This window comes from Flavobacterium sp. LS1R10 (genome assembly GCF_003968825.1).
Taxonomy (GTDB): domain Bacteria; phylum Bacteroidota; class Bacteroidia; order Flavobacteriales; family Flavobacteriaceae; genus Flavobacterium.
Window position 1 is genome coordinate 359,362 of record NZ_RYDH01000001.1, and the last position, 23,046, is coordinate 382,407.

At 34.8% G+C, this 23,046-nt stretch carries 23 protein-coding genes and 1 tRNA gene; 15 read left to right on the top strand and 9 right to left on the bottom strand.

Features of this window, described 5'->3' with window-relative positions; genetic code table 11:
• Positions 1-218 precede the first annotated feature (218 nt).
• The 4 genes from EKL96_RS01560 to gdhA form a co-directional block, all read right to left on the bottom strand.
• Positions 219-422, bottom strand: coding sequence for a helix-turn-helix transcriptional regulator (locus EKL96_RS01560; RefSeq protein WP_126457642.1), 204 nt, complete (start codon positions 420-422; stop codon positions 219-221).
• A gap of 415 nt (positions 423-837) precedes the next feature.
• Positions 838-1,551 carry a DNA repair protein RecO gene (gene recO / locus EKL96_RS01565; protein WP_126457643.1) on the bottom strand — a complete coding sequence of 238 codons (714 nt, stop codon included), beginning with the start codon at positions 1,549-1,551 and terminating at the stop codon, positions 838-840.
• 54 nt (positions 1,552-1,605) lie between these two features.
• Positions 1,606-3,894 (bottom strand): T9SS type A sorting domain-containing protein, encoded by a 2,289-nt coding sequence (locus EKL96_RS01570; RefSeq protein ID WP_126457644.1) that lies wholly within the window; start codon positions 3,892-3,894, stop codon positions 1,606-1,608.
• Positions 3,895-4,019: 125 nt separating this feature from the next.
• The gene (gene gdhA / locus EKL96_RS01575) at positions 4,020-5,363 is read right to left on the bottom strand and encodes an NADP-specific glutamate dehydrogenase (protein WP_126457645.1); all 1,344 of its coding nucleotides are present in this window, start codon (positions 5,361-5,363) and stop codon (positions 4,020-4,022) included.
• 260 nt (positions 5,364-5,623) lie between these two features.
• Between gdhA and EKL96_RS01580 the strand changes: the two genes are divergently transcribed.
• Complete coding sequence (locus EKL96_RS01580) at positions 5,624-6,439, top strand: THC0290_0291 family protein (protein WP_410503639.1); 816 nt, start codon at positions 5,624-5,626, stop codon at positions 6,437-6,439.
• A 79-nt stretch (positions 6,440-6,518) separates the two neighbouring features.
• On the opposite strand, the gene EKL96_RS01585 is transcribed toward EKL96_RS01580, so the two are convergent.
• The gene (locus EKL96_RS01585) at positions 6,519-7,664 is read right to left on the bottom strand and encodes a cystathionine gamma-synthase (RefSeq protein ID WP_126457647.1); all 1,146 of its coding nucleotides are present in this window, start codon (positions 7,662-7,664) and stop codon (positions 6,519-6,521) included.
• Between the two features lie 103 nt (positions 7,665-7,767).
• Here EKL96_RS01585 and EKL96_RS01590 point away from each other — a divergent pair, with 103 nt between their 5' ends.
• Positions 7,768-8,214, top strand: coding sequence for a hypothetical protein (locus tag EKL96_RS01590; RefSeq protein WP_126457648.1), 447 nt, complete (start codon positions 7,768-7,770; stop codon positions 8,212-8,214).
• Positions 8,215-8,259: 45 nt separating this feature from the next.
• On the opposite strand, the gene EKL96_RS01595 is transcribed toward EKL96_RS01590, so the two are convergent.
• The 3 genes from EKL96_RS01595 to EKL96_RS01605 form a co-directional block, all read right to left on the bottom strand.
• Positions 8,260-9,471, bottom strand: a complete 1,212-nt coding sequence (locus EKL96_RS01595) for an MFS transporter (protein ID WP_126452111.1) — start codon at positions 9,469-9,471, stop codon at positions 8,260-8,262.
• 171 nt (positions 9,472-9,642) lie between these two features.
• Positions 9,643-10,683: a Gfo/Idh/MocA family oxidoreductase gene (locus EKL96_RS01600; protein ID WP_126457649.1), complete on the bottom strand. Its 1,041-nt coding sequence runs from the start codon at positions 10,681-10,683 to the stop codon at positions 9,643-9,645.
• A 124-nt stretch (positions 10,684-10,807) separates the two neighbouring features.
• Complete coding sequence (locus EKL96_RS01605; RefSeq protein ID WP_126457650.1) at positions 10,808-11,875, bottom strand: NADH:flavin oxidoreductase/NADH oxidase; 1,068 nt, start codon at positions 11,873-11,875, stop codon at positions 10,808-10,810.
• 200 nt (positions 11,876-12,075) lie between these two features.
• Here EKL96_RS01605 and rseP point away from each other — a divergent pair, with 200 nt between their 5' ends.
• From rseP to EKL96_RS01620, 3 genes are all read left to right on the top strand, one after another.
• A complete protein-coding gene (gene rseP / locus EKL96_RS01610; protein WP_126457651.1) occupies positions 12,076-13,425 on the top strand; it encodes an RIP metalloprotease RseP in 1,350 nt (449 codons plus the stop codon).
• 138 nt (positions 13,426-13,563) lie between these two features.
• A tRNA-Asn gene (locus EKL96_RS01615) sits at positions 13,564-13,637 on the top strand.
• A gap of 225 nt (positions 13,638-13,862) precedes the next feature.
• Positions 13,863-15,068, top strand: coding sequence for a site-specific integrase (locus tag EKL96_RS01620; protein WP_126457652.1), 1,206 nt, complete (start codon positions 13,863-13,865; stop codon positions 15,066-15,068).
• A 37-nt stretch (positions 15,069-15,105) separates the two neighbouring features.
• Here the strand turns inward: EKL96_RS01620 and EKL96_RS01625 are convergent, their stop codons facing one another.
• Entirely contained in the window at positions 15,106-15,351 is a 246-nt protein-coding gene (locus tag EKL96_RS01625) for a helix-turn-helix domain-containing protein (protein ID WP_126457653.1), read from the bottom strand.
• A 116-nt stretch (positions 15,352-15,467) separates the two neighbouring features.
• Between EKL96_RS01625 and EKL96_RS01630 the strand changes: the two genes are divergently transcribed.
• The 10 genes from EKL96_RS01630 to EKL96_RS01675 all read left to right on the top strand — a co-directional run bounded on the left by EKL96_RS01630 (position 15,468) and on the right by EKL96_RS01675 (position 22,967).
• On the top strand, positions 15,468-15,911 hold the full coding sequence (locus EKL96_RS01630; protein WP_126457654.1) for a hypothetical protein: 444 nt from the start codon (positions 15,468-15,470) through the stop codon (positions 15,909-15,911).
• Positions 15,912-16,016: 105 nt separating this feature from the next.
• Complete coding sequence (locus EKL96_RS01635; RefSeq protein ID WP_126457655.1) at positions 16,017-16,337, top strand: hypothetical protein; 321 nt, start codon at positions 16,017-16,019, stop codon at positions 16,335-16,337.
• Positions 16,338-16,356: 19 nt separating this feature from the next.
• Complete coding sequence (locus tag EKL96_RS01640) at positions 16,357-17,145, top strand: hypothetical protein (RefSeq protein WP_126457656.1); 789 nt, start codon at positions 16,357-16,359, stop codon at positions 17,143-17,145.
• 111 nt (positions 17,146-17,256) lie between these two features.
• Positions 17,257-17,601: a hypothetical protein gene (locus tag EKL96_RS01645; RefSeq protein WP_233579250.1), complete on the top strand. Its 345-nt coding sequence runs from the start codon at positions 17,257-17,259 to the stop codon at positions 17,599-17,601.
• Between the two features lie 139 nt (positions 17,602-17,740).
• Positions 17,741-18,601, top strand: coding sequence for an AAA family ATPase (locus EKL96_RS01650; RefSeq protein WP_233579251.1), 861 nt, complete (start codon positions 17,741-17,743; stop codon positions 18,599-18,601).
• Positions 18,585-19,568, top strand: a complete 984-nt coding sequence (locus EKL96_RS01655) for a DUF3871 family protein (RefSeq protein WP_126457659.1) — start codon at positions 18,585-18,587, stop codon at positions 19,566-19,568. Before EKL96_RS01650 ends, EKL96_RS01655 begins: the two co-directional genes overlap by 17 nt.
• A gap of 56 nt (positions 19,569-19,624) precedes the next feature.
• Positions 19,625-19,888, top strand: a complete 264-nt coding sequence (locus EKL96_RS01660) for a hypothetical protein (RefSeq protein WP_126457660.1) — start codon at positions 19,625-19,627, stop codon at positions 19,886-19,888.
• A gap of 188 nt (positions 19,889-20,076) precedes the next feature.
• Positions 20,077-20,922: a hypothetical protein gene (locus EKL96_RS01665; RefSeq protein ID WP_126457661.1), complete on the top strand. Its 846-nt coding sequence runs from the start codon at positions 20,077-20,079 to the stop codon at positions 20,920-20,922.
• Positions 20,923-21,235: 313 nt separating this feature from the next.
• The gene (locus tag EKL96_RS01670) at positions 21,236-22,342 is read left to right on the top strand and encodes an AAA family ATPase (RefSeq protein ID WP_126457662.1); all 1,107 of its coding nucleotides are present in this window, start codon (positions 21,236-21,238) and stop codon (positions 22,340-22,342) included.
• Positions 22,326-22,967, top strand: a complete 642-nt coding sequence (locus EKL96_RS01675; RefSeq protein WP_126457663.1) for an NUMOD1 domain-containing DNA-binding protein — start codon at positions 22,326-22,328, stop codon at positions 22,965-22,967. Before EKL96_RS01670 ends, EKL96_RS01675 begins: the two co-directional genes overlap by 17 nt.
• Positions 22,968-23,046 lie beyond the last annotated feature (79 nt).

Here is a 23,046-nt window from a genome sequence, read left to right on the forward strand (position 1 = left end):
TTTTATGAAGTTTACGAAATAAAAGATTGGAACGAACAGCCCGACCCGAAGTTTTTACGTAGGGTCACGCCCGAATTTCTAGGTAAAAACTTCTTTTAAAACATCCAGCGATTTTGGTTTTCTTGAAACTTTTATGGCTTTGCAATTTTCTAAAGTGAATTTGTTTTGAAAGAATTTGTATTAAATACAATTTCTTATCAAATTGAAGTATTTAACCCTTATTTGTCATCATCATCCAGTTCGAAAAAATCATTAACTGATTTTCCAAACAACCTTGATAATTTTAGCGCAAGAACTGTTGATGGCACAAAGCGATTGGTTTCAATTGAATTTATAGTTTGCCTTGAAACTCCTATTTTCTCCGCTAATTCTTCTTGGGTTAAGTTTAAAATGGCGCGTTCAACTTTTAGTCTATTTTTCATTACACACCTTTTTTAAATTACTAAAATTCAACAATATGACAACGAAGAACATTAATAGTTAACTGCTATTTCCTCGTATTTTTTATTGAGTTACGATATTCTAAAAAAAATAGCATGACAAGAATTAGGTATCCTGCTGCTTTTATCCACTTGCTAATATTGTAGTCCGTAAATAATTGTAACGAAATAATAGTTATTGAAATCAAAATCAAAATTAATTTTATATACTTCATATCAATGATTTTAAATAGTTAGCAACCTATGTGTTTTTTAAACTTTTCCTTTTTGTTTTGATTTTGATTCCATAAAGTTAATTAGTTAAAGCTTATTTTCCATAAAGAACAACAAAGTTGATTAAAAGATAAATATACTTTACTTTTTGATGCAAAATTAAATTATGAAGAATTTTTTTGTCCTATGAAAAAACTTCTTTTAAAACATCCAGCGATTTTGGTTTTTTGAAGCCGTCCAAGTGAAAACTGTAGTAATCGATCAGTATTCTTAAAACGATTTGCCGTTCGATGACATGGAATGTTTTTTGATCGGTATCGAACTTTAAATCAATCAGTTTTTTAAACAAATTACTTTCATGTTCTGTGAGCGAACTAACGGCATGAAAAGGTGTAAAAATACCTTCAACCATTTCAAAAAAAGGCATATCCATATCGGAAATGTCAGGATAAAAACCGAGATATTTTGTAGTTTCTAATAATAGGATTAAATGAAAATTAGCTATTTCATCGTGGTTGTCTAGCCACTGTAATGCGGTTTCTAAAAATGTAAACAGTGATTCGTTTTCTTCCTCTTCATGGATCGAATGGTGCAGCATTTCGGAGATAAACATCACCATTGTACTTTTATAAATATCCGAATGTATCGAATGAAAAGGAGTCCCGATTTTTATTTCCTTGAAATTTTCTAAAGTGCCTTTGTTTTTATGAACGGCTTCAATTTCGAGTATCGTCAAAGGTTGAAAATAAGCGATTTTTTGATTCGATTTCCTTCCTGAAAAAGCATCCCGAACGAAGTACGATTTCAAGCCATGTGACAGCGTAAAGCATTTCACAATTAAGCTTTTTTCTTGAAATTTTAAAGATGAAAGAACAATGGCTTTGGTTTTTACGAGCACAATTTTAATTTAAAGATTGAAAAATTTAAAGATTGAAAAATTCATTCTTCTAAATTACCTGATTATCATTACTTTTTTAACTTTAGTTTCCACTCCGTCTTGCGCCGAAATAAAAATCATATACACACCGGAAGCCACTTTATATTTCCCAAAGGCGGTGGTATCCCATTCTATTGTTCCACCCTCGGAAGTGGTTTCATAAACCAGATTTCCTCCAATATCAGTGATTTTAATGTTGGCTTTATCCAGTAATCCGGCAATTTTAACGGTTCCTTGGTATTCCGGTCGTACCGGATTTGGGTACACATACGCGTTACTTAAATCATCATTAGCAGCAGTTGCAATTCCTTTGAAAGAAATCAGCCCTTTTGCAGTAGCAATAAAAACTTCGCCCGTAGCGCTATTGATCTCAATGTCATTGATCACATTGCTGGGCAACGGCGAGTTGCTTATTGTAAAATGATATTTGGTTTCCTGACCGTTTGGCGAGACTAAAAACAAACCGGAATCAGCCGTTCCTATCCATTTGTTATTGGCACCGTCTACAGCAATATCCGTAATAAACTGTTCGTATAACAATTCTTGGGCCAGATTATCGTCTGTAATAATTATGGGATTGGTCGTCATCTGGTCATCCGATTGAAAACTACTTACATTTGACAAAATTCGCAACCCTTTTGTAGTACCGATCCAGAGCTGGTTTCTGGTATCTATTGCAATAGTTCGAACATCCGAAACTGGTAAATTACCCAAATCAGCGCCTGTTGTTATTTTTTTAAATTTAGTGTTACTTTCGTTAAAACCAATCACACCATCACCATTCGTAGAAAGCCATTTGGTTCCATTTCTATCTATTGCAATTGTTCCAAAATTGTTGTCATTTGGCGAGTCCAAAATAGCATCCATCGCATAACTTTGCCATTGACCCGAAGGCCTCAAGACTTTCAATCCATTTTTTATTCGGCTGTTGGTAACCCAAAGATTTCCTGTTTTGTCAAATGCGGTTCCATTGATCCTAATGTCTTTATAATTAGGCCCTGCAAAGGTTAATGACTCTAAGCCGCTATTGGTTTGATTGTACAAAATTTTTGGTACGTCATTTTCTATTTTCAACAGTCCTGAGAAAAAAGAACTGGCATATACTTCGTTTTCATTGCTTGGATTAACTATTATTCTGGTCATTGATTGCGCTCCTAAAACTGCTTCATACGGAATATTCAACCACCCTGTAGCGCTAAATTTACTAATCCCATAACTGTCTAACGGATACGGATTATAATCGGACGTATAATCTCCGTAAACTACCCAAAGCGAACTGGGCGCCACCTGAAGCGAAAATATATTGTTTCTTGACGGACCAATGGGTGTTATGTTTTCAAAAGTTACACCTAAAGAAAGCGTAGTGGTAGTCAATCCGTTTTCTTTTGTTCCAATAAAAACAGTGTCGCCTATTATAGTAGCACACGTAAAACTAATATTGGGTTCCGGCAGTTGGTTGGTGTTTATTTGATGTACCAATGCCATTTGGCTGTTATAAATATAAATCCTGCTTAAAGTTGTAACTACTAAATAACCATCCGATGTTCTCATATCCAATGCAGGTTGAGAAAGCCGGACAGATCCCGCAAACGAATCCGTAACCAAATTAAATTTATGAATGTATCCCGAAGCGCCCACAGCATACAGATTTAAACCTACTGTTGTTATGCCAGACCAGATTCCAGAGGCTATTGTGGTCCATTGGTTAAAATCGACTAAATTCTTATTAGAAACAGCAGCCCTTTTTATTCCTTTATTTGTGGCAGCATAAATAAAACCATTGTACAATGCGGTTTGGCTCACACTGATTTCGGCACCGGCATTCCCAATAAAATAAGTATCCCCAAATTGCATGGTGGCCAAATTAAATTGGACAATACCAAAATCACACGAGAGATAAGCTATCCCTTCAAATTCCATGAAATGATTGATTTTCTTTATATCCGAAGGAAGTTGTTTGTTGATAATATCGACTACATTGAGCATGCTTCCATCAACTTCATTAATCACGATTAGCAGTCCGTTTTCATATCCTACAATTGTTTTATTGGAGGCTGTACTATGAAATACCGACGAGATGGTTTGTCCGGAGAGTCCGTCTACTGTATTGGTGGTTTTGATTATATTACTGGTTGTGTTTTTAGAAAACAACGCATTTTCAGAAGCAGCAAAAACGGCTGTTGCAGATACGGAGACATCTTTTATTTCATTATAGGAGAAATAACCCTGCCACGACAAATCGTTTTGAGCAAAACCCATTTGCACAAAAAGTAGCAGCAAAAAAAATAAAACGCTCTTGTTCATTATCTGTATGACTATTGAATTACAAATATAGAACAAACGAAAGTCTTAGCATTTTGTTACACACAAAAAATGCCTTCTGTCCAGAATAAAGACAAAAGGCATTTTATACAATAATTAAAGCTGATTTACACGACCCCTTGTGCCAGCATAGCATCTGCTACTTTTACAAATCCAGCAATGTTTGCTCCTTTTACATAGTTCACATATCCTTCTTCGTCCGTACCATATCTTTTACATTGATTGTGGATTCCTACCATAATCTCTTTTAGTCTGCTATCTACTTCTTCACTGGTCCAGTTTAAACGAATAGAATTTTGTGTCATCTCTAATCCAGAGGCTGCAACACCACCTGCATTTGCCGCTTTACCTGGTGCAAAAAGGACTTTTGCGTTTAAGAATTCTTTGATAGCTTCTAACGTACATGGCATGTTTGCAGCTTCGGTTACACAAATAACTCCATTTGCAATTAAGTTTTTTGCATCTTCCTCGTTCAACTCATTTTGAGTTGCGCAAGGAATGGCAATATCTGTTTTTACTTCCCACACACTTTTACCTCTGTGGAAAGCGGCATTTGGATATTTTTCTAAATACGATTCGCATCTGTTATCGCCTCTTGCCCTCATCTCTAGCATAAAGTCAATTTTTTCTCCGAAAATACCTTCCTCATCATAAATATACCCATCTGGACCTGAAATAGTAACTAATTTTCCGCCAAGGTCATTTACTTTCAAAGCGACTCCCCAAGCCACATTCCCAAATCCAGAAATGGAAACTGTTTTTCCATTGATAGTTTGACCTATGGTTTTAAGCATTTGTTCCGCAAAATAAACCACTCCATACCCTGTTGCTTCCGGTCTGATCAAAGAACCTCCGTAAGCCAGTCCTTTACCGGTTAACACTCCAGTAAATTCATTTTTTATTCTTTTGTATTGACCAAATAGATACCCAATTTCCCTGGCTCCAACACCAATATCTCCTGCAGGAACGTCTAATTGTGGCCCGATGTGTCTGCACAATTCCGTCATGAAAGACTGACAGAAACGCATCACTTCCCCATCTGATTTTCCTTGTGGATCAAAATCCGATCCTCCTTTTCCTCCGCCCATTGGCAAAGTGGTCAGACTATTTTTGAATACTTGTTCAAATGCTAAAAACTTAAGCACTGATAAATTTACCGTATGGTGGAAGCGTATTCCCCCTTTGTATGGTCCGATTGCTGAATTCATTTGAATTCTAAAACCTCTGTTAACCTGTATTTCACCACTATCGTCAACCCACGGAACACGAAATATAATCGACCGTTCTGGTTCAGCTATTCTGAGAAGCAAATTTTTTCCGTCGTATTTTTTCTGTTCTGCAATAAATGGGATTACAGTTTCAGCGAATTCCCTAACAGCTTGAATAAATTCAGGTTCATTTGGATTTTTGGCTTCAACTTGAGCCATAAATTCATTTACTTTTAGTAACATAGATTATAAATAATTGATTAAGAAAACGATTTCGTTAAACTATACAAAGATACATTTTATAAAAATATTCAGACTTAGTTTTTCCACTTTATCAATAGAATTATTTTTTTATTACCCATTTGCAATCAATTGTGTATAAGATATACCATTTAATCTAAAATCACTATGACTTTCGTAAGTAAAACAAGAATTTGTAAACTTATTTATAATTTTATTTTTATTAGTGAATGATGTTTTTATATATTTGTCAGGATTAGAAAATTTATCCCCCTAATGATCAAACAAATAACCCTGCTTACCCTTTTTTTTTTGGGTTTTTACCTCATTCTAATGCACAATTCGGTGGTTTTTCGCATGAAATAGGAGTGGTTGTTGGGCCTGTTGCTTTTCAATCTGATTATGGGGAACGAAATGACCTTTCAACAAACTCAGGAAATACAGGTATAGGAATAGGGATTATTCATTATTTGAATTTTTCTTATAAAGCCGACTGTAGTTGTTATACCCCGGAAACGTATTTTAACAACCACTTCAAATTAAGAAGTGAGCTATCGTATAATAAAACCCACTTAAAACACTTTGGCGAATGGGTCGCTCCAGAGAAACCCTCACTGGAAGCAGATCAATTGCGCGCAATGACAGGAAGCACTGCTGTTACTAACATTGGAATGCAACTGGAATATTTTCCCTGGAGTATTCGTGATTTCAGTTCCCAAACAGGAAGCTTAGGGCCTTTTATAAGCCTGGGAGGTCAGTTTAGTTATTACAATGCAAAAGCTTCGTCCTCACTAGGCCCTTTAGGAACTCCGTTAACTACATTTCCTAAATATCTAACCCCAACTGATGGTCGTCCGTATGGGTTTTCTTCTGAAAGCGGATCTGTCTGGTCCGTGGTATCCAGCGTGGGAACCCGCTATAAATTATCTCCATTATCGGATTTAATGGTCGACTTAAGAATGCAGTATTATTTTTCCAACTGGGTAGATGGTTTAAATCCTAATCCGGAAATTTATAAAGAAAACAAAGCAAACGACTGGCTGGTCTGGTTTAATGTAGGGTATATTTATTATTTGTAATAATAATGGTAATACTTTCACACAACAAACCCCCAACTCTAAATTAGAATTGGGGGTTTGTTTTTATTTTGAAAAAATCTTACGCTAAGGCTTGTTTCAAATCTTCCAGTAAATCTTCGATATCTTCGATTCCTACGCTTAACCGGACTAAATCATCTGTGATACCAACTGCTGCCCGTTTGTCTTCCGGAATTGATGCGTGAGTCATCAAAGCCGGATGATTTGCTAATGACTCTACACCTCCAAGGGATTCTGCAAGGGTAAATACGTTAATTTTTTCTAGAAAAGCAATAGCATCTTCTTTTTTACCAGAAACAAAGGTAAACGAGACCATTCCTCCATAACCGCTCATTTGCTTTTTTGCAATTGCATGAAACGGATGGCTTGGCAATCCTGGATAATACACCGTCTTTACTTTTATATGATTGTCTAAAAAATCCGCTACTTTCTTTCCATTCTGACAATGTCTTTCGACACGCAAATGCAACGTTTTTATTCCTCTAAGTACTAAAAAACTATCCATTGGCCCTAATGTAGCTCCAGTTGCAAATTGTTGAAAATGCAATTGTTCCCCAAGCGCCTCCTCTTTTACAATTAAAGCTCCCGCAATTACATCAGAATGACCGCCAAGATATTTCGTCGCCGAATGCATGACAATATCAGCACCTAAGTCTAATGGTTTTTGTAAATAAGGCGTTGCAAAAGTATTATCAACTGCGAAAAGTATTTTCTTTTCTTTGGTGATTTTAGCAATTTCCTGAATATCTGCTAATTTCATCAAAGGATTTGTTGGCGTTTCTACCCAAACTAATTTTGTGTTTTCAGTTATCAATGACTTGAATTTCTCTATGTCATTCATATCCACAAAATGAAATTTTATTCCGGAATCTTTGTAAATACGGGTAAACATGCGATAGGTTCCTCCATATAAATCATCCATTGCTATAATTTCATCCCCTGCTTTGAAAGAACGCAAAACACAATCTGTAGCCGCTAACCCTGAAGAAAAAGCCAATGCTCGGGTTCCGTTTTCTATACTTGCTAATGCATTTTCCAGTGCGGTTCTGGTAGGATTTGCAGCTCTGCTATATTCATAATCCGGATTTATGGGTTGTCCGGGACTTGTTTGTGCAAATGTAGATGTTTGATATACCGGTGGCATAACGGCTCCTGTGCTTGGGTCATGGTGTTGTCCACCGTGAATCACTTTAGTATTAAATTTCATATCTTCTAATTTTAAAATGCTCGATTGTTTTACAAATTTACCGTTTAATTCATTCTTACCAAGCCTCAAGTAGGTCCCTTTGTGTTTAATTATCTGTTAAAAGATGAAATACATTGTCTTATTTTCACTTATCCTTTTTTCTATCACACGGTGCTCTAATGAATTAGTTTTTGAATACCAGAATTTTGTAACAACAACTACATTACACTGCAAAAAGCCATGTCCTACAATAAGCTTAAAAATCCTAATAGCTAAAGAACTCCCAATTGTAGCAGACAGCATTAATAAAAAAGTATTTTCTGTACTGAAGAAAATTATTTATTTTGGCGAAAAGCCACACACTGCATCAAATTACAAGGAACTAACGACTGCTTTTATTGGTTCCTACGAAAAACTCCAAAACGATTTTCCGAATAACACCTTTGGATGGGAAGCTCAGGTTGAAGAAAGCATAAAATACAAATCTGAAAATATTTTAAATTATAAAAGCATGTCTGACCACCAGTCTTTCGGTTTAATTTACTCCAACAGAGGTCTTTTGGAGATCTGATTCTAAAAACACGAAGACAACTTGTTTTACAAATCAAAAATTCAATTAGTCTATAGCTTTAATTCGGGATACCATCAGTGCTATCAGAAATCCAAAAATACCTATAAATGCGAATGAAAATCGCAGACTGGACAACTCAGCGATGTACCCTATAATAGGCGGACCCATCAAAAATCCAAGAAAGCTTACGCTGGAAACTGTGGTTAGGGCTACGCTGGGAGAAACGTTTGGTGTTTTCCCGGCAACACTATATACAGTAGGCACAATAGTAGAAACACCTAGTCCTACAAACATAAAAGCGAGGGTTGCGGGAATAATAAAAGGAAAAAGTACTGCTGTAAAAAGTCCTGCCGAAATCATGATACCACTTATTTGTAAGACTCTTTTTCTTCCAAATTTACGGATCAGTCCATCCCCTAAAAAACGCCCACCTGCCATCATAATCATAAAAGAAGTGTATCCTAAAATCACTAATGGTCCGGGTGCTTTGATAACATCTTTGAAATAAACGCCGCTCCAGTCAAACATAACACCTTCACTGGCCATGCAACAAAAGCCAATGACACCAAGCCAAATTAAACCGCTATCTGGTTTTGAAAACATTTTTTTCTTCTCGACTTGGATCGTTTCTTTGGCTTTGACCAAAAAATTATAATTAAATGCCATCATCAATAGTACTATTCCGGCAACAATCAAAAAATGAACATACGGAGTCAACTCAAATGCCAGCATACCCAATCCTACTAAAGCACCTGTAAATCCGGCAAAACTCCACATCCCATGAAAAGAGGACATAATTGTTTTTTTGAAAAGTACTTCTGTGTAAACACCCTGTGTATTCACGGCTATGTTAGACAAGTTTCCAAAAATTCCAAACACGAATAATCCCAATGACAATTGCCAAGCCGCAACAGCCAAGCCCAAGTTTGTCAAGCTAAAAACATAAAAAAGCAAGGAAAAAATCAAGATCCGATGACTGCCAAAACGAGTGACCAATTTACCGGAAAAAGGCATCACCACCAATTGTCCTAGTGGCAAAGCAAATAAAATACTCCCTAAATCCCCTTCGCTTAGGTGCAATGCTGTTTTAATATCCGGAATTCGGCTGGCCCAAGTAGCAAAACACAAACCCATACCAAAATAGAACATAGAAACTGCCCAACGAATTCTTTTCAGATACGAAATCTTAGCATCTTTATATGTTTTCTTGAATTTAGCTTTCGTTTTTGACCTTCCTAAAAAGTTTAAATCTATCAAAGTGATTTGTTTTAGAATTTTATTGTGCCAAAATTACAAAAAGCAACGATTGGTTGTGTCAGAGCCACACATTTGATGTAAGCTACAACGTTATTGTTCATAAAAAGTAATTCCCGCGAATTCACTAATTTTCACAAAAGTTTAAAAAAATTAGCGAATTCGCGGTACATTTTATAGGTCAATTACTTTTTTCTGCGCACTGCTTTGGATTGCCGCTTCAATAATTCGCATAACCTGAACACCCTCTTGTGCCGTAACCGGTTCTATAGATTCATTTGTAATCGAATGATATACGCCGTCAAAAAAGTCATAATAATTCCCTTGAAGCGTGGGTGTGATTTCTTGAACCGTTTTGCCTTTTATTTCCGTGTGTAACAACCCTCTTTTTTCAACTGATTCCGTTCCCCAAACATCCAGATTGGGTTTCATTCCTAATTTTAATTCGTCTTCCTGTACATCGCCACGCGGTTTCAGGAATGACCCTTTTTTTCCATGAATAATATAAGCGGGAATCGCTTCCCGGACAAAAAAACCCGCTTTTAATCGGACACGAAAGTTAGAATAATACAGTAAAATATCGATATAATCATCAACCAAAGAATGTTCCCGTGTGATGCGGATGTCAGCAAAAACAGATTGTGGCAATCCAAACAAGCACAAGGCCTGATCGATTAAATGTGGCCCTAAATCCTTGAGAATTCCAGCACCGGAATTGGCGGTTTCTTTGTGTTGTTTTGGACTCAAAAGCGGATTGTACCGATCAAAATGGAATTCGGCTTCCACAATATCGCCCAAAATCTTATCTGAAATAATTTTTTGCACGGTTTTGAAATCACTATCCCAACGACGGTTTTGAAAAACAGATAGTTTTACATTTTTTTCTTTGGCAATAGCTGCCAATTCCTGAGCTTGTTCCACCGTTGTCGTGAATGCTTTTTCTACAACAGCATGTTTTCCGGATAATAAAACTTTTTTAGCGTATTCATAATGCGTCTCGACGGGCGTGTTTACAATGACTAAATCTACTTCATCAGCTAACAATTCATCGATAGAAGCATAGCTTTTCATCTCTGGAAAATCAATTTGAATTAGCTTTTTACTGCGTTCCCACGAACCCAGCAGTTCAAAACCTGGATGAAAATTTAAAAAAGGAGCGTGAAATACCTTGCCAGACATTCCGTAAGAGAGTAAGGCAGTTTTTATTTTTTGCATGGTTGTATCTTTTATACAGTTTATGATGAAAATTGTCATTCCGACGAAGGAGGAATCTCATTAAGTAACTCACTTAACGGAGATTCCTCCTTCGTCAGAATGACAAAAATAATACGTTTATTATTTACTTTTTAGCTCTTTCGTATTGTTTTGGCCAAGCGATTTCTGCTTCTAATTCATGCGCAAATGTCAACCCAAGGTTCGGATTGCGCAATGATTCTCTCGCAAATAATATTAAATCTGCTTTTCCCGAAGCAATGATTTCCTCCGCTTGAGCAGCTTCGGTGATTAAACCTACGGCACCTGTTGGGATTCCAGCTTCCTTTTTTATGCTTTCGGCAAAAGCAACTTGATAATTTGGACCTAACGAAATTTGTTGATGCGAAACCGCTCCGCCAGAGGAAACGTCAATTAAGTCTACTCCCTTTTCTTTTAGAATTTTAGAAAGTTGAATAGATTCCTCCAAATTCCAGCCACCTTCTGCCCAATCTGAAGCTGAAATTCGAACCAATAAAGGCAAATTTTCGGGCCATTCTGATTGCACTGCTTCAAGAACTTCAAGCGTCAAACGGATGCGGTTTTCGAAACTTCCACCGTATTCATCGGTTCTAAAATTAGACAAAGGAGATAAAAACTGGTGCATCAAATACCCGTGCGCAGCATGAATTTCCATAACTTGAAAGCTTGCTTTAACTGCTCTTTTAGTAGCCGACTTAAAATCGGTAATTACTTTTTGAATGCCTGTTTTATCTAGTGCAAGAGGCACTTCTTCGTTTTCGTGATAGGCTACAGCACTTGGCGCTACTGGATCCCAACCGTCTTGTATTTTAGCTACTTTTCTACCTCCGTTCCATGGTGATGCGGCGCTGGCTTTTCTTCCGGCATGTGCCAATTGGATTCCGGGAATTGAATTCTGACTGATGATAAATTGATTAATTTGCTGTATTTTTTCGATTTGTTCGTCTTTCCAAAGTCCCAAATCGCCCGGAGAAATCCTGCCTTCTGGAGAAACCGAAGTCGCTTCCTGAATGATTAATCCTGCGCCTCCGCTGGCGCGACTTCCCAGATGCACAAGATGCCAATCATTAGCAAAGCCATCATGAGCAGAATATTGGCACATAGGAGAAATTGCAATTCTATTTTTAAGCGTGATGCTTTTTATTTGGAGTGGAGAAAATAATTGAGATGACATAGTAGTAATTTAAGTATGTAATTAAAATAAAGACAAAGGGAATTTCCTTTTAAAAAAAGTAAAGTTACGAGACAGCAGCGAAACGAGGGACTGAATTTTCATTAATTAACAAACATTTAAAACGGTATGGAACAATTATTGCGAATTAAACAAATAGAAAACCTTACTTTTGTGAGTTGTAAAAGAACTAAAATTAAAAAATGGACATAGTTATCAAGCTTTCTCAATTTTTATTGAGCTTATCATTACTGATTATACTTCACGAATTAGGACATTTCATTCCTGCTAAACTGTTTAAAACCAGAGTCGAAAAATTCTACTTATTTTTTGATGTTAAATATTCCCTTATCAAAAAGAAAATTGGCGAAACTGAATACGGTATCGGGTGGTTGCCTCTTGGCGGTTATGTGAAAATTTCCGGAATGATTGATGAAAGCATGGACAAGGAACAAATGGCCTTGCCTCCGCAACCCTGGGAATTTCGCTCTAAACCGGCTTGGCAACGTTTGATTATTATGTTGGGAGGCGTTACCGTAAATTTTATTTTGGCTTTCATTATATATATCGGAATGGCATTTGCTTATGGCGATATTTTCATAGCAAATGCGGATTTGAAAGATGGAATTTGGGTAACAAATCCAGCTATTGAAAAAGCAGGAATACAAACAGGCGATAAAATACTCTCTATAAATGGAAAGAAAATGGAACGTTATGATGATATCTCTAAAAATTTATTCTTAGCTAAAGAAGTTACAGTTGAAAGAAATAATGAAACTAAAATAATTGAGTTTCCTATAAATATTATCAATCAAATAAGTAATTCTGGCGTTAAACGTACATTAGTAGAAATGAGGATTCCATTTATCGTTAGTGAGATTGAAAAGAGTTCTCCTAATTTTAAAACTATAAAATCTGCAGATATTATAACCCACTTTAATGGCAGCCCTATAAAATATGCTGATCAAGCAATATCACAATTTAAAAACTTTAGTGGGAAAACGGTTCCCGTAACTTTAAAACGAGATGGTAAAATCATTCAGACAACAGTAATATTTAATAACAAATCAAAATTAGGAATAGCTTACGCTTCAAGATTACCTTATTCTAATATTGAAAAATTGAATCTTTATAAAGTTAATCGTGAGAAATATAGTTTTGCAGAATCAATTCCAATTGGGATTAATATTGGTTTTAATGGATTAGTTGATTATGGGAATCAGCTTATAACGATATTTAATCCTAAAACTGAAGCCTATAAAGAAGTTGGGGGGTTTGCTGCTATTTTTAACATCTTTCCTAATACCTGGAGCTGGCAAGTGTTCTGGAACATCACTGCATTGTTATCCATAATGCTAGGTGTAATGAACTTATTGCCTATTCCGGCACTTGATGGAGGTCACGTTATGTTTTTATTATATGAAATCATCAGTGGTAAAAAACCAAGTGACAAATTCCTAGAGAATGCGCAAATGGTTGGTTTCGTATTACTTATAACACTGTTATTATTTGCTAACGGAAACGACATTTACAAGGCAATTGTAGGGAAGTAAAAAAAATTAAAAAAAAATTTATTTTTGCTTGCAGAAATCAAATTAAGCCCTATATTTGCACCGCTTTACAAGTGAAATAAACTTCATTAATAAGCACACAAAAACGTTCATTTTTTACCAGAATAAAAATATACAGTTTCCTTCTTAGCTCAGTTGGTTAGAGCATCTGACTGTTAATCAGAGGGTCCTTGGTTCGAGCCCAAGAGAGGGAGCTTTTTAAAAAGACTTTACAGCGATGTAAGGTCTTTTTTGTTTTAAAGCGGTAGTGAAAGCGGGTATTCACGGCGATTCAGTAGATAAAAGCTAATTCTGGCTTTTGCCAAGTTGCCAAGTTATTTTACAAAAAAGGGTGACTATAAGGTGACCATCTAAATTTTAAAGGTGACCCCCATTTTACTAATTGTAATGCCAATTGTTTAACTCAAACACAATTGGAAATGAACCAAAAAAAAGTGACCATCTTATTCGTAATAAGTGGCGTAAAGACAAACTCTAAAGGACTATGTCCCCTTTATTGTAGAATAACTCTTAACAAAGAGCGAAAACAATTCTCTACTGGACTATTTGTAAACCCAAACTACTGGGAAAACAAACTTCAAAAAGTAAGCGTACAAGGCACAAACTACAAATTTATTAATGCTCAGATTGAACAAGTCCAAATTAAGATAAACAATATTATTTTGGTATTTCAACTTCAGGGCGAAGATTGTACTCTTGACAACATCTACAAAACATTCGTAGGTGTAGAAATCAAAAAGAAGGAATTTGTCCTTTCCTACTACAAACAGTATCTAGCGAGAATCAAAAAACTCGTAGGATTAGAAATCAAAGACAACACCTATAACAAATTCGTTTACGTTGGAAATCATCTGGAAGCATTCCTGAAATGGAAATTTAAAAAAACAGATTACCCATTAGAAGAATTGAGTTTACAGTTTTTGGACGATTTTGACTATTATTTAAAAACCGAGAAGAAACAAGAACAAATCACCATCAACAAAACCATTCAAAGACTTAGAACCCCAATAAAACAAGCCATTTCAGAAGGATATTTAGACAGAGATCCGTTTATACTCCACAAGTCCAAAACAGTCCGTAAAACCGTTATATTCCTCACTACAGAAGAACTCAAAACTCTTGAAGAAGCAGTATTGCAACAAAAAAGATTAAGCACAATTCAAGACTTATTCATATTCTGTTGTTACACAGGATTAGCGTATAATGAAATGGCAAATCTTGAGAAGCAGAACATCCAAATAGGGTTTGATAACATTAACTGGATTCAGATGAAGAGAGAGAAAACACAGCGTCAAATCTCAATTCCAATTCTACCAAAGGCTCAAGAAATTATTGAGAAATATTCTACCGATTGTAATCGTATATTCCCATCTATAAGTAATCAGAAATTCAATTCTTATCTCAAGGAAATTTCAGCTATAACTGGAATTGAAAAAAGATTGACACATCACATTGCTAGGAAAACATTTGCTTCTACAGTTTTACTGTACAATGATGTTCCAATGGAAATCGTTTCCGAACTATTAGGACATTCAAACATGGTTATTACGCAGGAAAGTTACGGGAAGGTAGTGCAGAAGAAAGTGAGTGAGGCAATGGCTAATCTAAAAGATAAATTGAAATAGTATAAAATGAGTCTAACGTATTTAATGCGTTTTAGACTCATTTTTCATTTAAAATATTTATTCCTTCAAAAATTTGATTTAAATCTATACCCAAAGCAAAACAGAATCTCAATAGTAAATCAACAGTCATTCTTTGTTCATTTCTAAATACTCTTCTTACGGTAGTTTCTGAACATAGTGCAGCTCTGGCAAACTCAGATTTATTGCCATTGAATTTTACAAGGAACTCTTTGTAAATTCTTTTGACTAATTCTAATTCTATCTGTTCTAAATGCTTCTGCATTGAACAAAGAAAACAAACGGTTGAGTCAAAATTCTTTTCACTACTCGACTTATAAGTCGAAAATTAAATTAGATTTGTATACCAAATTATCTGTTCAGGTATAATGCTATTTTGAAATGACAACCACACTTACAATCTCTGAAATCTCAACACACGACGGAGTTAAAATGTTATACCAGAATCCAGAACCACTATTCTCCTCCAACTTGGAAGATGACGACGAATACAGTAACTTCATGTCATCACTTCAAATCGCTGATGTGAAAAACGCGTTCAAATTCAACATAAGATACACAGATGGTGAATATATACGCAAATTAGAAATCAAAGGGTATAATTTATCTGAGATGGTCAACATGATTTTACATGACGAGAATAACGAAATCATTGTGAATGAAAGTTTACTTAGAATTGCATCTGACAAAATATTATTAGAAGTACGTAAACTTATCGATTTGCCGGAAGTACTTACAGATAATTCATTTACAATAAAACATAGTTCCATATCAACTGCATATTTTGAGTGGCTTGAATTCTTAAAATGGTCAGAAAATCACTAAAAGTGGGTATTGTGACAGCTATATTTATATTTAGTACCGGAAAACAATTACATCTTCAGAATGAATTAAGGTTTTAATCAAAAACCAAAAAATAAAACGATATCAATGGAAAAAATTAAGGCTAAATTGATTTTATCATGCATCAATAACGATCCAGAATCATTTTTACCTTTTCTAATGTCAGCGGAGGTAGAGACAGAAGCGCCTAATAAAAAGGATTTTTATCAATTTTTTAAAGGAATGCTTAATCATGCTCATGAAAACTCAGAAGGAGAACTTACAATGAAAATAGAACCGGAAACATGGGGCACAGATAAAGAAGTGCACAATTACAACTTTTATGACACTGCCCACAAACACCCTCTGCTTTCAATCGAAGTCAAAGAAAACAACAAGCTAATCTATTTAGGCGTAATGCCCTTTTAAAATTTTAAACCACATCAAAATGAAAAACACAATCTTATTTTTCCTGATAATAACTCTAACATGCTGCAAACAAAATGAAAAAAAAATCCTAGCCTCCTTTGTAGATTATTATGATGAAATAACTGAAATAACTTTAAAGAGCAAATCTACCCCAAAGAAAAATCAAATACTTTTTATGAATTATCATTTAAATATGACAGAAGCGGAATTTGATAGCGTTACTAAAAAAAACATTAAAGAGGGGATAATGAAAATCTACAAAGACACCCTTTACCTAAATTTAGAAAAAGGCTGCAAGTTTAAAATTACTCATGTAGTAGAAAACAATCAATTAAAAATAATACACCTTCAATATGTATTGGAATTCAATAAAAATTCCAATTTGTACAATCCTAAATATTATTACGAAGTCTATTACAAAATTCTACAAGGAAGATATGGAAGCCCAATTTGTGAATATGAAGATAAAAATGAACAGTTTAATAGTGTAACGGATCATGGAGCAACTTGGATAAAAGACGGAATAGTAATTGAATTGACTGAATCTAATAATCTTTACAAGTTAGTTCATTCAGGTGAAGTTAGTGTCCCTTGTAATGTACTTTGTGACCATTCTAATGAGTTTATTCAAACAACGATTCATTACCAAGAACTATCAGATCAACAAAAAAGAATCAAAGACGGTAAACTCGCAGATAAAAGAGAAAACGTGAGACAAAAAAAAGAGGCAACGAGACGAAATATTGAACGCAGGGAACTTGAAAAGGAAAAGTTAAGAAGAGATAGTATTTATAATAGCAATTTTTAAAAATTTAATTTTTTTTTAAAGTCACAGACGAGTCAAACCACAATTCACCCCCTACTCTTTTTATAATTTGGGATATGCCCGTCAATGTTTAATCTTAAAATTATAAAAACTATGGTTACAATTGTAGGTTACAAAAACTATCAAAGAGAGGGTGGTGAAGTTTTCTATGCTCTAGAAGTACAAGGTGGAATTGAATCTGTAAAAAGCAAGGATACTGGAAGAACTTATTTTACCGCACGAACAACTAATGTACCATGCACGTTTAATGAACCAACCTGTAAGGCGTTGGTTGGAACACAAATGCCAGGAGCAATCAAAAAGGTAACAGTAGATCCCTATGAGTTTACCATCAGGGAAACGGGTGAAATCATCAAAATGTCTCACCGATATGAATACCTTTCAGAAGAAGAAAGCATCGTAGAAAGCAACGTGCTAAAAAACGAAATGGTGTACTAAAACACCTCGCTATAAGTAATTAAGGAACTCTCAAAAGGAGTTCCTTTTTTTTATAACAATAATTTATTATGTCGAATAACGACCAATAACAACATCAAATAATATCAGTATGAAATTACAAAAAGCACAAAGAAACCAAGTGAAATTAAGACTGGGTTTAAGCGGAGCAAGTGGCTTTGGTAAATCTTATTCAGCATTACTATTAGCTTACGGAATCACTAACGATTGGACTAAAATAGCTATAATTGACACTGAAAATAACAGTGCCAGCCTCTACTCCCACTTAGGAGATTTTAACGTATTGTCGTTGAATGAGTCATACGCTCCAGAGCGTTATATTCAAGCCATTGAGGTTTGTGAGAAAGAAGAAATTGAAGTAGTTATAATTGACAGCATTACACACGAATGGTCTGGAAAAGGAGGTTGCTTGGAACTACATGAACAACTTGGAGGAAGATTCCAAGATTGGGCTAAAATAACTCCGCGTCATCAAGCCTTTATCGATAAAATTCTTAATTCAAACTGCCACATAATTACTACTGTACGACGCAAAACAGATTACAGTCTTGACAAAGACGGCAACGGTAAGACTAAAGTAATGAAGCTAGGTACGAAGGAAATAACAAGAGACGGGTTCGAATATGAGCTGACAGTCAATTTTGAGCTTATAAATGACAATCATCTTGTGACCGCTTCTAAAGATAGAACTGGTTTATTTTCCGGGAAACCTGAATTCGTCATTAATTCATCCACAGGAAAGAAGCTTATTGAATGGTGCAATCTTGGAATTTCGGTTGAAATTGCTATGTCTGAAATTAATGCGTGTGAGAATCTTGAGGGATTGAAGCATGTGTATTCAAAATATCCTTCACTTCAAAAGCAGATCCACAATGCCATTATGAACAGGAAAAACCAGATAGAAAACATCGCTAGTCACCTAGTCGACGAAAAAGAAATTGTAAAACCATTAATTGAAGAGAACCATGGAATTAGTACTTAATAGTAGCATCAACGAGCATCTAGTAGATGAGAACGAGATAATAAACAAACCATCAAGTAGTTTTATTGAAGCCAATACTGAAATAGTCAGTTTAGAACATTTGGGAAAAGATTGTATAATCCCTGTATTCTCAAAGGATAACGAGTCAACAATTAGCCATTTCCAGTTTGTAGATAAATGCCAACAAATAATTCAAAAATTACTGCCTGGTGTACTTCAGAAAACACCTGATATTAGAGTAAGCCACGTAGTAAAAGGAAGAATTCCATCAGCAATAGGAAAACCTGCAAAGGAACTTGAAGAACACGAAAAGACCATCTATTATGAACGATGCGCTTTCATCATAGATTTACCCTCGACAAAGCAAATTGTTAACGGAAATGAGCTTACGTTGAGCATTGGCGGAGTCCGAGCGTATAATCAGGAAAACCTTTATAGTAAAAAATCAATGGAGAAATTTAAAGTCTTTATTGGTTTCAAAAATAAGGTGTGTACCAACCTGTGCATTAGTACTGATGGCTTTTCCAATGAAATAAGGATATCTTCTATACATGAGTTAGAAGACAAAATGATTAAACTTTTCTCTAATTACAAGAGAGACAACCATCTAAAAATGATGGAGCGAATGATTGAACACAAGTTGTCTGAAACGCAATTTGCACACTTAATTGGAAAATTCAGAATGTTTACACACTTAGACAAACAAACACAGAAGTCAATCTTCCCAATTTCATTGAATGACAGTCAGATAAACAATATTGTGAAAGACTATTATCAGTGTCCAAACTTCTCAAGAAGTCCCGATGGTTCGATAAGTTTCTGGAATCTGTACAACTTATTTACAGAAGCAAACAAATCCTCTTACATCGATAATAACCTAGAACGTAATGTCAACGCATACGAACTAATCAATGACCTAGGTAAATCCATCCAAAACAACATTCCCAATTGGTTCCTCCATTATTAATCATCGCTCTTTTGTTTGCAGGGAATACTTAACGGGAGGTAGAGAAAGAAGAAATTATGGAAGACCATGAATTAGCAAATGTGCTACAATACAGTTCGCCTACAGAACTTTATGTAATTACCTACTACAATGTACTCAAATTGCTTTTTTGCCCTTTTAAAGTCAAGGTGTTATCCAATGTGGGAATGCTAAGGAAAGGGCGATTGGTATGGGTTAGTGAGGTTAAAGTAACAACAGAATTAAAAACAATTTTTATAATAAACGGCAATGCTTACCATTACCACTCTTTTGAAATCCTTATTGAGGAATCTATAGAGTAACTATTATAAAACAAGGAGTTATGCTGAATTTTGAATACCCAATCTTTTGAGACGGTTTCTCCTTTATCAAAGAACCACTGAAAAAGCTTTTTGTACAAATTGAAAACGGAGAGATTCTTCTCTCCATTTTTTATCTCATTAAAAAACGATTAATATTGTAGGACTAAAACTTTAATGCTACAAGCACCATGCAACTTGATAAATTAATCGACGATCTTAAGGAATTTAAAAAGCCGGATTATTTAGTAAAAGAATTCTATGAGGAGTATTGCAATTTAAATAACAGGGAGTACGATGGTGGTTTTGAAAAATTAGTTGATTTTTCATTTACTACAGCACTAAAAACTTCCTCAGACACTATAACTCATACTGAGACCATAACTTTTAATGGCTTTAAGCTACAAAAGTTTAAGTCAAAAACGAAACTAGTTATTAATGAGTTTGAAAAGCTAACTGAATTAGAAAGAAACAACATTTGTCAACATTTTATCTTAAGACTTAAAGAAGTACTCAAAGACTTCTTTAAAGACCCTGAATTCAAGCAATACATCGTAGAATTAAACACTGCCATTGAAAAATTAACCGATGATTATTTAAATTTCAAAAACAAAAACACAAAAAACAATTCGTTCAAGTACAAAGACGGTACAAAGTATAATAGAATACGTACTATTTTTAATGTGTTGAAAAAAGAAAAACTAATTGACGAGCAAACAGAATTACTAGATTTTGAGTATGTTTTTCAAAACAAACCTATTGAAAAGTTAATTCAATGGATTGGCACCACAAGTGAACTCAAGTACTTTATACAGATAATTAACACTTCTGAATTTGAATTTGAAGATAACGGAGATCAAAAATGGCGTATCGCTGTCAAGTGTTTCTTAAAAATCAAGGAGAGGTCAATTGAAAAAATTAATTCTAAAGATTTAAGGACTTATAAAGTAACCGAAGCAACTAAGGTTAAAATGAATTCTTTAATTGTGAACAAATACTTCACAAAGCATCTTCAAACTGAGAAATCCAGACAATAAAATATTGCTTATACTGCGCAAACAAAATATTTAAATTATTCTCTTTCTTTTCCTTTCCCATATACCTCATATTAGCGCCAATTTTATACTGCACCTATACTACACCCCCATTTTAACCTCTTATTTATTTGAATCTTTGTAAACGCTACTGAAAGAAAAGTAGGATTTACAAACTAAAAAGATAAAAAAATGAGATAATTAAATTAATAAAACTAACATGTAAACACGATAGTTTTATATGTCCAACCAAACTAGTATGACTAGCGTGACTAGTATGACTAAATAAATTAATAACTTAAATTGGAAGACGAGGATGAAAAAGGAGAATGAAAATCCATTAAATGAGAAGCCACAATTGGTATATAAGGCAATCGATTTAATTAAAAAATTTGAAAATGAACCAGAGCCAGTAGAAATATGGAATGGCATAATAGAGGGCTCCAAAGGGCTTTTTGTTGGAGTAAGTAAAGCAGGAAAAACAACTTTCGCAGAGAATTTTGCGATTTCACTCGCTGTGGGCAGAACTACCTTTTATGGCAAAGAAATTAACGGTGGTCCCAAAAAGGTGGTTTTTGTTAACCTTGAAGAAAGTGCACGATTGAGATTTGCACGACTTAGAAAACAAATTTCTAGATTAGATACAGAAGAAATGAAATTGTTTGGTCAAAATTATTTAACACCGCCAGAAGAATTTATTCAGTCTATTAACTCTGATAAAGATTGGCAAAAATTGCAAGATTGTATTGAAGAATCTAACGCAGATATTGTATTTATCGATAGCCTTACTCATTTGTTTCAAGGCCAAATTGAATCAAGTCACGAGTGTGTAAAGTTTGTTAATAAATTCAGAGAATATGTTGTGAGTTCTAAAAAAACCATAATTGTAATACATCATAATATTAAAGGAAACGACAGACCCATCGAACAAGATAACATTGCAGGAAGCAGGGTAATTCTTCAAGAGTTTGAGTACGCACTAGGTTTTGCAAATATCCCTAATGGCAAGGGTAAATATTCTAGTATGTTATTTAATAAATATATTGAAGTCGATAGTTCTATAGCAACCGTTTACAAGATAGATAAGGATAGATGGATTGAAGAACTAGGTGATGTGGATAAAAATGACTTATACGACAGTAAAGTTAAAATTGATTACAGAGAAGACTCAACAAACAAAGATTTAGTACATAACTATATTCAAAGTCACGGTAGTCATAGTAGTCACGGTAGTCAGACCGTCCTAAGTGCTGAATTAATTAAAAAATTTGTAAACAATGACACTAGAACTATGTCGAAAAATACTTTGTACAAATGTTTGGATAAATTGAGAGCAGAAGAAAAAATAGAAAGTTCTGAAAAAGGTAAGTATCAACTTAAAATAAAAATGGAGGATGGAAAAGCAGATGAGAATAGTTTATAAAGTAACTAACCAAGGAACAGAAGAAGCTTACATAGGAATAACGACCAGGTCAATAGAAGAGCGAAAGGCAGACCACATTAAAAAAGCCAATAAAGGTACGGGAGGTCATTTTCAAGAAGCAATCGCAACGTATGGAGCGGATGCTTTTAGATGGGAACAAATTGACACTGCAGCTTCCTCTAATGAACTTGCTGAGAAAGAAAAAAAATATATCTTACAATACAATAGTCAAGAGAATGGGTATAATTCAGATTCTGGTGGGGGATTCAATAAGGTTGTCTACCAGTTTGATTTAGAAGGTAATTTAATAGCTTCTTTCGATGGTTTAAAAGAAATTCAATTAACACTAGGGCATGACAAACGGAGGGTTTCCAACGCTTGTTTAACAGCTACAGTTTGGAAAGGGCACTTTTGGTCTTATTCCCAAAACAATACCTTTAAACCTGCTACGGATAATAGGAAAAAAGAAGTCACTCAATTTACTTTAGATGGTGAAATTTTAGCTCGTTATAATTCCGTTGCAGACGCAAGTAGGATTACTGGACAATCCAAAACCTGTATCTCACGTTGTTGCAGAGGAGAAAGAAGGAGTTCGTCAGGATTTCTTTGGAAATATCAAGATTAATAAGAGAGAGAGAGAGAGAGAGAGAGACAGTGTAACAGCTGTCTTTTTTCATTTTAAACCAAATCAGTTTAATGAATAT